The following is an 11,610-nucleotide window of genomic DNA, read 5'->3' as shown; positions in this document are numbered from 1 at the left end:
CATTGGTTCTACAATATAAGGGAGAAAAGGCATCTTCAAATCTGCGCCAATTGATTTTATTGGCAAGTTTGTAAAGAGGATGATTGTGATCGAGCATATCCTCTAAGGAAGAGAATAAGGATAGTTGGTTGGAGGTTCTTTTTAACATGAAATTCTGCAAGTTTTATACTGTAAAGGTACAAAAACTTGCAGAAACAGACAAATAAATAAGAGGATGATTGATTGTAAATCAATGAAATAAACCTTTTTTAAGGAACGACTATATAAAGACAATTCCGCAAGGATTTCTATGCAATGTAAGTTTTACTGGACAGCAATAAAATTATTATAATAAGTCCTTTTTAAGGAACGACAAAACAGGCGAGATTGCACCGCAAACTCGCCGGAATTGCATTGAAAAATCGGCGGTTGCGAAGTTCGTAACCGCCGATTTCCGTTTCCTTTCGGCATTACTTTGCACACCGTAAAGCGTGCAAGTGTGAATAATAATGTCAGAAAGTTACTTCAACTGGCATATTTTGTAATCCTTTTTTCGCCGTTCCTTTCATCGTCTTTCCCTCTTTTTTCAACGTTATTTTTATTAGTTCGTTGTTGTTCGAGGCAGTAAGGAAGAAATCGTTGTTGTATTTGTCACCGATTATTTCGAGACTCGTTTCGCTGTCGCTGTAAGTAAGTTTGCCCGACACGAACCCTCCGGAGGTGATGTTAAGTTCGAGTCTCACGTCGTTGTCTGCCATTTTTCCTTTGCATTTATAACTGCCTCCGGTCTTTGCCACATTGCCTTCCGTCTTTTTTCCATGTTCCTCGTCAGGCTCTGTATTTTCTATTACGGAAGTATTCCCGTTGCCTTCGTTTCCGGTGTTTGTCACTTGTTGCCGTTCGTCAGTCTTTGTTGTCGCGTCTTCCCGGGCGTTTTCCGTGCCGGCGGCGTTTTCAGATTCTGTTTCGGTTTCAACTTGTTGTATTGTTACGTTGTTGTTGTTTGTCTCCACTTGTTCTTTCTCGTCGTTGTCGACAGTACTGATTTTGTTGAACAGTTTTTTGCCGGTAAATGCTATTACGGCAATGGTGAGTATGGCGAGTAATGCCACAACGAGGCATCCGAGTGCGAATTTCTTGGCGCACGACGAGTCTTTCTTGGGCGGAACAGGTGTCGCTGCGGACTTTTGGGCGGTTTCTCCGGTTTCCTTCCGTGGCTTGTCTTTCGGTGGTTCGGTTGAGGCATCGTAATGATTTGTCTGCTTTTCGGTCTCGTTGTTCGGCATGTATTTCCGATGTTCCGCAGACACTTTGCCGTTCATTTCCGGTATTGGCGGTACGCCGGCGGCGAAAGGCGGAGGCGTATTATCGTTTACGGAGGACTGCGAGTTGTCGCAACGCACCGGTTCTTGTGGAACATCTGCTGCTTGCATTGCCGTTTGTATCGCCCCGCATCGCGGACAAATAACCGTTGCTTCCTGTTGGTTTTCGTTGATTGTCACATCATACTTGAACCTGCATTTGATACATTTTATTTCCATGATATTGATTTTTTCTAATTTGTATAGAGTTCAAATTTGAATTTCTTTCTTTTTCCGAACTTGAAAGTACCGTTGAAAGTTCCATCAGAAAAGAGTGTTCCGTAGAAATTGCCCGTATGGTTGCCTTCGGCATTGAATTCTTTCATGGACACCCCTCCGTTCTCGTCTACCACGCCGCGAAGTGAGAGTTGCGTGTGACTGCCTCGCATTACGTAATAGTAAGTGCCGTCTATACGGTTGCCGCGTATATTGAGATTCATCACTATCGGCAGACTTTTCTTCGAACCTATTATTTTACCCTCGAAACGGAAAGTGTACTTGCCCGTGGGACTTATGGTCATTGTCGAAGGCAGGTCATTGTCGACGAAAGTGTCTGACTGAATGTAATTCTCTTCTTTTCCGAATTTGTTGGATATTCCGTAGATAAATCCGATGGCTATTATCGCAACCATGATGAAGATAAGCACCACCGGCAGGCAACCTATTCCGGACTTGGGCAGCGGGGAATATGTTTTGCGTGGCATGGAAGGAGGGTAGTCGGAAAGTTCGGGTTGCACAGCGTTGTCATGATACTCGGATTGTACGGGTTGTTCGGGTAAACCGGAATACTCATGTTGTTCGGATTGTTCGGGAGTCTCCAAATGCTCCGTTGATATGATATGCGGTGCCGGCGGCGGTGTCTGTTCAATGACAATGTCGCTTTCGGTAACTTCTATCTGAAACGAATGCCCGCATCGCGGACATATAGAGAGCAATTCTACTATTCCCGGTTTCAGAGTTTCGTTATATTTATATCTGCAATGTGGGCATTTTACTTTCACAACTATTATTGTTTAAAGTTAATGTGGATTCCATAAACAACCACCATTAAAATTAAGTTTATATTGAGTTTGACGTTTTATAATATTGCGGTATCTTTTTACCTAGATGCTGTCGTCACTCGAATATCAGGTAGCCGTTCTCATAATCGATCGACACTTTTCCGAACTTGGACAATGCCGTTTGTCCGAGTAGCAGCGGTGCATTCTGACTCTCGATTACCGCCGCTTCCACGTTTTTTATCGTTCTGTTGCCTATCACAACCTCTTTAAGTCGTATCACGGTTCCTTCCGATATGTTCCCGTCGGCAGTCTGATAGTGTTCTTTTCCCATAATGTCATCTTCTGTTAGCAGTCCCTGCTTTGCAAGAAACTGTGCCTCGGTCTGCGATATTGTTATGTTTGAAGCACCCGTGTCGAAGACGAATTTCATCGGCACCCCGTTCACCGTTGCCGGCATTACGATGACACCGCCCTCGCGCCGCATCTTTATCTTCATGGGTTTTCCGTTGCGTCGCGGCTTATCCGTACGTTCCGCATCGTGGTTTCTCGACTGCCTTTCTCCTCCTCCTCTCGGTCTGTATTGGCACGAGACGATGATTGCCGTCGTGAAGATGAATAAAAATATCTTTTTCATTCTCGCCTTCGGTTATGAACATTCATGCCTACTCGAATCTAACGGTGGCTTTTTCCGTCACTCTCCAAGAGTTGCCCTCGCGTACAACCCGCCCTTCTTTTACGTTTATTATGTTTCGCGGCGCGTTCTTGTTGTTGTCCACACGGCATACGGTTTTCACTATCTGAGATATTGAAATCATTGCCGTGGCAAGAGCGTCTCGGTTGTCGTAGAATACGAATATGCCGTTGTTGCCATCGATGGTTGTCATCTTATATACCGTGCTTCCTATCTTCGGTTCGGCGAATGCATCGTGGAACACGCCGTCGGGAGAAGGAGGCGGGAGGAAGAAAGTTAAGGGAAGAGACGGCTCGGAGTCGCCGGTAAACTCGGAATTACCTGATTGTACCGATTTTTGAGACTGCTCGGAAACCTCCGATTGTTCCGGGTTATGCTGCAAGTTCTCAAGTTTCTTCTCTATTTCTTCTATTCTCTCTTTCAAGGCATTGAGTTTTTTGTCATTCTCATCCGTCGTGACGTATTCAGGCTTCGATATGTCACTTTTGCCAATTTTCCTCACAACGAATTTCACCAACTGCAATGCCAGTGTGTAGATGACAAAGAACAGAAGCACATATATGCCTATGCCGAGTATCATTTTGTTTTCAATATCCATATCACATGATAACTATATGTTTTATTCCAAGTTCTCTATAAGGTTGTAACGTATCGAACCCACTATCGGATAGAAGAACAGCTTGTCTGCTATCTCATCGTTCTCGTTCTTCTCTTCCTTGTTTTTCTGTGCCGCCTCCCAGCCTTGCACGAGGTGATGTTCAAGGTCTCGGTTGATGGTTTCGCGGAAAATGTTGATGCTTTTCACATCCACGAGGAAGCGGTCTGTGACGTGAATGCGGTCGCAGAAATCTGAGAAGAACTTGTTGTATCGCCGTACCTCCTCCACTATCTCTGCCACTATCGCCTGTCTTTTGGCGGCATCTTCCATGTCTGCGTAGGTTATACGTTCACGGTTTGTCATCGTGAAGTTTGTCCGTATGGTGTTATCGTAGTCAGACAGTTCGTCGTTAACCTCTTTTACTTGTTCCATTCCGATGCGGTCTCGTATCTGATAAAGTCCTCCTTGACAGGTAATCTGTTTCGGTTTGTCCTTCTCTTTAACCACGGAAAAGGCTCCGGCATCATATTTTTCGCCGTATATTTCTTCGAACACGGTCTGTGTGAGCATGTTCAGTTCTTCCTGCGACCCGACAATGTCGAGTACTTTCGACCCCGTTCCGCTGAACATCACGTTGCGTGGTTTCTGCAAATTCTTTTTCTTCATCATCTTTGCCACATAGTAAATCAGTGTGACATAGAAATATATGAATATCAGTTTGCGTGCCGAGTCGGTGTTCAACAGTTCGTTGTATGAGAATACGGGGTTGTTTTTCGTTGCCTTGTTGTTTTCCACCGAGAACAGGAAAGCATTTATGTCCTCGCTTTTCCGCTTTTCTGTTATGTCGTCGAGTATTCCGTTCAGTTCGCCGTATTTGTCTTCGTCGTTGTCGAACATGCTTTTGAAATATTCCACATATTTCCTCAACATCGGATTTGTATCTCCTTGCGGAATGTCGGAATAAGCGTCTCCGAAGATGGAATTTGCCGCAAATCGGAACGAAGTGAGCAATGTTGGGCTTGCCGAGTTCTCCTCGAACACTGCCACGTCGCTCGTTCCTCCGCCTATGTCGATGCTCGCCACTGTCGAAGCGGCAGCCTTGAAGCGGTCGGGATGTGCCTTGTAGAAATAGTAAGGTGCTATTGATTCCGGCATACGGATTAGGTTTTCATCGGTTGCCTCGATGCCGAAAATACTCTTCATTATTTGCCCCCATGTCCTCTTTATGTTCTCTATGTTTCCCTGCTGCATACTGAGCGGGTAGAACCACACGAGACGTGTCTTCCTCATGTCTCCCCCGTCAAGTAATACTTTGGCACGAATGATGAGTGCCAATTCGGTGAGATAGCACGATATGCGTTTCTTGTTGGCGGGGTGGGTACTCCATTTCAGGTTTGCAATTATGCGGTTTCCTATTCCCACACTCTCCTTTTCGTATATAAACGGTATGTTGGCATCGCCCAATGCCTCGATGCAGTCTGCTCTCATTGTGTCGAGTCGTTCGCACTCCGACAGTACCGTGCGCTGCGGGAAACCATAGTCCGTGCCCAGTACCTTTGGTATAAACTCCTGTCGCATTACTATTTCGAAAAGATATTTCGATTGGTCGCTGCCGTTGTATAGTGTTGCCACGAGTTTTTCTCGGTTCTCGTTCTCTATTTTCAGCGGCTGTGGCAGTTGTTCGTCGCGCATGCTTTCCACGTGCGTATTGGTTGTTCCGAAGTCGACGGCAAACGTGAATGCCGATGTCCCGCACTCGTTTTCTATCCACTGCGGTGCTATCAATCCCTCTGTGATGCGTTGTCCGCGGTCGTCTGTCACAACCACGTTCACAATATCGAAATCGGTTGGTATCGTGTAGAACGCAGACCCCATGTTTTTAATGTGTTTCAGACTGCGCCGCCGTGTCAAGGGTTCTGCTATCCGTTCGTGCAGTCCGTTGCGATAGAACTCCAGCGATATGTCTCTGGCGGCGAGATTGCCCAACGCCCGGTCAATCAACTGGACGTGGTAGCGGTTGAAGTCGGCGCGCCTTGCAAACGGGAACATTGCTATTGCGAACGGGATGCTGACGAACTTGCCGTAGTTGTTCGTTGTGTCGTATGTCATGTCGCCATTTACCGCCTCTACGTATGTTCGTTGCAGCGTGACGAAACTATACGGGTTTTTCTCCGTTTTGCGCACTCTGATGCGCAGTATTGCCTTCACTGCCTCTTGTCCTCCAATCCTTAGGTGTTGCATTTCGAACACCGGCTGCCCTGCAACTGTTCCCGTCATAAGGTCTTTCATGGTGAAATACTTGAAAAATGTCGGTTTAAGCGGCAGCAGGAAACTATTCTCATCGACGTCGCGACCGACTGATTTGATGTTCCCGTCGAAGAAACAGTCGGCATCGATCGGGAAATCCAGTTTTATCATTGTCGGCAGGAAGAAGTCGTCATCGGTAAGCCATGGATACAGGTGTGTGGTTGCCGGCAGCACGCGTTTGTTGATGTCTTGCTCGCGATACATATCCGGTGTTATCACGGTGGAGTTGTCCCAAGGGTAAGTGACGTATATAAACGGGTCGCTTGCCAATGTGTTCAGGTTGTTCTGCAGCACCAGCGGTTTTCTCGTCTCTGCCATTGCCTCGGGCAGTGACGGCACTATTACGAAATCACTCTCGGCAATTGCGTTTGTAACATCTTCCTGTCGGCATCTGTATAGTGGGAAACCGAGCACGTTTACCCCGTTCTCTATCGGCATGTAGTTACGGTTCAGGTATTCGCGTGCTTTCATGGCACTCTCTTGGTCGGCAGTCTCGGGATTGCCAATCTCTGTTATTATCTCGTTGCGTGTCCTGACATAGTCCGATCCCACGCCCTCCATCATCTTGAAGTTCTCTATAAGATAGTTGTTCACCTCGCTGCACATTCTTTTCAGTTCGGGGAATGCCGTGAACATTGCATATACATATTTCACGAACTTTGGGTTCCTTTCCCAAAGGTTTCTCCACTCTCCGAACAGAACTTTCCCTTGTTCCACCTGTATTTGTTCTATGCAGTTTGCGTTTGGTGAAGCCATGAACAGCGATGCCGGCGACGTGCTTCCAATCACTTGGTTGCCATACATTATGAAATATATGGACATGTCTTGCGAGAAATTATACGCCGTTGCGTCCCGGTTTATGAACATTTGCAGCGTCTCTCCGAGCAGTCTGTGGTCGGGAGAGTCGAGCAACATCTGTATGTGTTTCATGTTCCACTCCACGAGTTGCAGTGCGTACATGGATTTCATTTCATCGAAATTATAGAACACCTGTGCAATGTCGAGAGCCTGCGATACGAGACGCATGTCCATTCGAGAGCCGAGCAGTCGTGGGTCTTTTGCTATGTGTTCGAAAGCATTTTTCACGAGATCGAGTTGTGCGAACGGACTTGGTATGGCCGTCTTCGGGTGCTCTGCCAATCCGCCGTTGGGGTCTTTTATCGCCTTTATGTCGTCCTCGTTATATTGTCCTGTCAGCGAGAACCAGTCCTCGCCGTTGCTTTTCCGGTTGTATGATAGTACGTTGTCCATGTTCTATACGATTGAGTTGTACTTCTTGTCGATGATATTCTCGGTTGCCTTGTCGAGCAGATCCATCAGTCGGAACATCACGTTGGCATTTCCGTATCGTGCCTGCCTGCTTGCCGTTTTCGACTCGTTGTTCAGTGCCTCCTGTATTGTCTTGTAAGATATTTTGCTCTTCAGGAATCCCGTTGTCGGTGCTATGTCCGTAAGGCAGTCGCACAGTTCGCGTGTGTATAGATTGAAAGGTGTGAATTGTCTCTTGTTCATTGCCATCTCCTGCAGCCACTGTCTGTATGCGGCGAAGAAACTTCCTGTCAGCGACGTGTATCCCGATGTGGTGAGGAACGAGCGTTGTATCTTAGGCGCATCGTCCGTATATGCCATTTTCCCTATGTCTTCTCCGAATGCGTATGTGAGGTACATAAACGCTATGTGGAATTTTATCATCTGCCGGTTTAAAACAAGTCGTGTGCGTTCGCCGAAATCCATAAGTGACAATGTCATCTTGTCGTGTCTCAGTCCGTACTCCTTGAATGTCGCATTGCGCACCCTTCCGTTGTCGGTTCGCAGTTTCTCGTCTCCCAAGGACAGGAAGTCGAGTATTGCCGTTGCCCCCACATACTCCACGAAATGTGCATCGTTGCGCTGCCCGTTCTGCCCGGGGTCGTTCTTGTAAGGGTTCGACACAACCTCGTCTCCGAGATAATAGCATGCGTTTACGCTTGCCCCCGACACTCCGTCTTTCGACCCGGTAAGGTTCACGCGGTAGTAATCGAGTGCGGATTTCGTCTTGCTTATGAAGTCGGCAATGGTTATCTCGCTGTTCTTGTCTTGCTCGATGTTGAAGTAAGGAAGTACGGTAAGGGCACCTATTTTCGCATCTGCGAGGGTTCCCTTGTTTGCCACCGCAGGATTGTTTACGGCGTTGCGTATGTTCTTTACTATGATGGGATAGCCCGCTGCTCCCGTTCCGCCGAATATGCTGCTCACTATGAACACCCTGTCCGACGTGCTCACAACGTTTGCAAACTGCTTGAATTCTTCCGAATCCTTGAACTGGTTCAGTGCCACGCTGCCTATGTTGGGACTTCCCACAAAACCAATGTCCATCTTGGTCTTCAACTGCTCGTTGCTGAAAAGCATGCTGCACAACGCTTGGTTTGCGCTGTCGAGAGTGTTGTAGTTTATGAAATCGCGGAACTCTTTCGCCGAAATGCTCTCAAGATTGAATACGAATGTGTCGTTGAGCACCGCATCGCGGTTGAGATCTCCGAGCGTTGAAATCCTTGTGGCAAAGAATCCGCGTTCAACCTTGTCGCTGCTCACGTCGCCATATATGCTGCAGCGAATATCTTTATACCATCGCAGCAGGTCGTCGGTGCGCTTAAGGTCTTCGTTCGCCTTGTGCGGATCCATTATTATCGGGATTATCTCAAGGTCTTTTATTGCGTTTCCGTTCTCATCAATCGGGCGTACACCCGCCGCAAGTTGCATTATAAGTGGTTTCAGCACTCGCGATCCGGTGCCTCCCACAAGGAAAAGAAATAGTCTCATTTTCGTTATTACGGCATTTTTTTAAGGAGTTATGGTTTGGGGGGAGTTGAGTAGTTGTTTAATTAAAGTGTCGAGGCTACGTTTCATTATGAGAAATGAAGCGTTGCCGACTCTCATGTACTACTGCGGTATCGGCGTATGCCTGCAGTTGGAACTCCACCATCTAATCGAATAGGATACTGCGATGAACAGAATTGTCTCTACCATTATGTTCAACAGCGAGAAGTGTATCAGTTGCATGTTGTATTCGTAATCATACTCGTTGAACACACTGTTGGGGTATATGAAATCTGCCGTCGGCGCGATAAATACGGCGATGCCGAGAAATATCAGCCAATGATACCACCGCGCGAAACTTACGGAATTGACGGCATAATAGTAGATTGCTGCCGCAGCCCACGCCACTATGGCATTTATCATGGCTACCACGAGATACATGTTCTCTTCGTACATTGCCTGCGAGAACTCTGTCTCGTAGTACAGCAGTTCGTATATCTGCATCGAGAAAACGATGTACAGTATCGTAATCACGAGTCCCGCGATAAGGAAAATTCCGTTTTTCATCTCTTTATCTTTTCATTTTAAGTTTCAAGTCAAAGTAGTATGGCTCGCCGTCAGACAATTTGCGGTAACTGTCATAGATGCCCTGCAACAGATATTTCAATCCGAAAGTGGTTGTGGAAAAATCGGAAGCGGCAAGGTTCGTGTCGTCTTCCGACGAACTCTCGGCAATCCATCCGGGCATGCGGTTTAGCAGTCTGATGCTCACTTCCTGATCTTGTTTCATGGCGTTCATCTTCAGTGTGATGATGTGTGTTGCCTTGTAAAGATACTTTTTGTTGTTGGAGTTGCGGTCGTCGGCACCTATGGCACGTATCGACTTTATCTCTGCCGGGTCATCGCTCCGCACCAAATAGTTCTTCGGATTTGTGAGATAATCTTTCTCTATGAGCATCGAACCGAGGTTTACTGCCACCTCTATCTGCAAGTCGTCAGAGTTCCTGTCGGCTCTTACGTCCTCTATGCTCGTTATGCGCTCGGTCTGACCTTTGGTCGGTCGGAACTCTCCGCGACTCTCTCTGCCTCGCAGCATTATCGTGTAGAACGGCTTGTATGCGTAGCTCGCATCGAACAGATATTTGTGTTCGAATCCTTCGAGTTCGTCGAACTTCGAGAATGCCGCATACTGCGGGTCGTTTGTCAGTCGTGCAATGTCGTCGTTGTCGCCCACGATAATCAGGTAGTACGGCCGCATGCCGTTGTACTCCGTTCCCTTCGAAGGCGAGTTGTAAGGATAATACGCCCCGGCAAAACTGCCCGACATCTTCACAATTAGCATCGACTTGTGCCGCGCCTTTTCTTTGAATATGGCGTTTGCCACTCCCTCTGCCTCGTTAAGCACCTTCTGTTTGTTCACGGTGGCGAGTTCGCGCGTCGAGTATATCATGTCTGATGCGAGAATACTCAACTCGTTAGACTCGTTCTTGTTGAGTATGGAATCCAGTATCACGCCGAAATCGGTGTATTTCGGGTCTCCTATCCCCTCCGTAGTCTTGAAGATGTTGTTGTCCGTGATAAACTCCTTGTACGATTTCGGGTAGTCGTAAACGGCATCGTTTACCACGAAAATTATGTTGTCGTTGTTGTCTGAAGGCAGCGAATTGAGCATCTTCACTATGGCTTTTTTAAACTCTCCCGTGGTCTGCGGCGAGTCGTAACTCACCATGCTGCCCGAACGTTCGAGGTAGAATTTCACCGTGAGGAACTTCTTGTCTGCCTTTCCCCAAAACGTTATGTTCTTCCAGTCTTTCCCTTTTGAGAACAATTTCCGTACATATTCTTTTACGCTTTCTTCGTCCAGCCGTCCGTCTTTATAAAATTCCTTCATGTGAGCCTTGTTGGCATCCATGAAATCGGCTATCTTCCGCCAGTCGTCGCTGTCTATCGTGGCATCGTCCCCGGCAAGTTCGCGCACGAGCGCGGCCAGTTCTTTTTTGCCGCCGTCGCTGCATGCCGTGGTCAGCACAAGCATCATTGATGCTGCCACGGCAATGCTTAAAAACATTCTTGTCATGGTTTTTAATTTGGTGATCATAAAAACATGTTACATGTTCAAAATGCAAAAATACAACTTTTTGCAAGCGAAACCAACATTATCCTGCTATTTTTTGTTAAACATCTTTTTTAAAGCAGATGTTCAAAACCAACAATATATACGCGAGTTCGGGATAAAATCCATCAAAAAAAGAGTTCTAACCGTCTCGTTTTTTCACATGTACCAGCAATGCTTTTGGTTTGTTCTCAAAGAAACAATATGCAGTAAGTGCCGAGCACAGATTCATTATGAAGTTATGCACGGATCTGTGTCGTGAATGAACGAGGTTCGCCTTGTTCTTGAGCAACTCATTCACTCACTCTGTGATGTACCTTTTCCGAAGCATTATCTCATCCCACATTGGCATTATTTTGTTCTTCATGTTCTCTTTGATCCAATGCACAATATGTATCCCTTGATGAATGACATATCGAACAGTCCTTGCTTTATATAACTTATTCAAATAACGTCTTATGTTATGGCAAACGGGTATCATGTTACCGGCAACGAATGTTATGCCGGTGCATTTGCCGAAAGCATATAGTTTCATGAACATCATCATCTTGAAGAACAGCCGTGGCATGAGTTCCACGAAGCGATTGCAGAATACGGCTGTGGAAAAATCATGCTTCAAATAACCTTTGATATAGTACATATAATAATCCTTGAAAGCTCGGTATGTGCCGAAATTACAGCATATCATAATGGTCATTATTTCACTTTCCCACATTTGACCTTTATGGTTACGATACCGTCTGCCGTTGCCGTCCAACTATTGC

At 46.5% G+C, this 11,610-nt stretch carries 8 protein-coding genes and 2 pseudogenes; all 10 read right to left on the bottom strand.

Annotated elements, in window-relative coordinates:
• Nucleotides 1–148: pseudogene (locus EII32_RS07915) on the bottom strand (IS5/IS1182 family transposase); the annotation flags it as partial.
• Nucleotides 149–491: 343 nt separating this feature from the next.
• Nucleotides 492–1,520: a hypothetical protein gene (locus tag EII32_RS07910; protein WP_125234894.1), complete on the bottom strand. Its 1,029-nt coding sequence runs from the start codon at nt 1,518–1,520 to the stop codon at nt 492–494.
• A 14-nt stretch (nt 1,521–1,534) separates the two neighbouring features.
• On the bottom strand, nt 1,535–2,341 hold the full coding sequence (locus EII32_RS07905; RefSeq protein WP_125234893.1) for a hypothetical protein: 807 nt from the start codon (nt 2,339–2,341) through the stop codon (nt 1,535–1,537).
• Nucleotides 2,342–2,456: 115 nt separating this feature from the next.
• Nucleotides 2,457–2,975 carry a TIGR02281 family clan AA aspartic protease gene (locus EII32_RS07900; protein WP_125234892.1) on the bottom strand — a complete coding sequence of 173 codons (519 nt, stop codon included), beginning with the start codon at nt 2,973–2,975 and terminating at the stop codon, nt 2,457–2,459.
• A 28-nt stretch (nt 2,976–3,003) separates the two neighbouring features.
• Nucleotides 3,004–3,630 (bottom strand): hypothetical protein, encoded by a 627-nt coding sequence (locus tag EII32_RS07895; RefSeq protein ID WP_125234891.1) that lies wholly within the window; start codon nt 3,628–3,630, stop codon nt 3,004–3,006.
• Between the two features lie 21 nt (nt 3,631–3,651).
• Entirely contained in the window at nt 3,652–7,188 is a 3,537-nt protein-coding gene (locus tag EII32_RS07890) for a hypothetical protein (RefSeq protein ID WP_125234890.1), read from the bottom strand.
• A 3-nt stretch (nt 7,189–7,191) separates the two neighbouring features.
• A complete protein-coding gene (locus tag EII32_RS07885; protein WP_125234889.1) occupies nt 7,192–8,736 on the bottom strand; it encodes a hypothetical protein in 1,545 nt (514 codons plus the stop codon).
• 120 nt (nt 8,737–8,856) lie between these two features.
• Nucleotides 8,857–9,300, bottom strand: coding sequence for a hypothetical protein (locus tag EII32_RS07880; RefSeq protein WP_125234888.1), 444 nt, complete (start codon nt 9,298–9,300; stop codon nt 8,857–8,859).
• A 4-nt stretch (nt 9,301–9,304) separates the two neighbouring features.
• Nucleotides 9,305–10,810 carry a hypothetical protein gene (locus EII32_RS07875; protein ID WP_125234887.1) on the bottom strand — a complete coding sequence of 502 codons (1,506 nt, stop codon included), beginning with the start codon at nt 10,808–10,810 and terminating at the stop codon, nt 9,305–9,307.
• A gap of 164 nt (nt 10,811–10,974) precedes the next feature.
• A pseudogene (locus EII32_RS12520) lies at nt 10,975–11,603 on the bottom strand (transposase).
• Nucleotides 11,604–11,610 lie beyond the last annotated feature (7 nt).

Origin of the sequence: Prevotella sp. OH937_COT-195, assembly GCF_003932845.1 — a bacterium.
Lineage (GTDB): Bacteria > Bacteroidota > Bacteroidia > Bacteroidales > Bacteroidaceae > Prevotella.
Note: the sequence above shows the minus strand (reverse complement) of the source record. Positions and strands in the feature narration are given on the sequence as shown.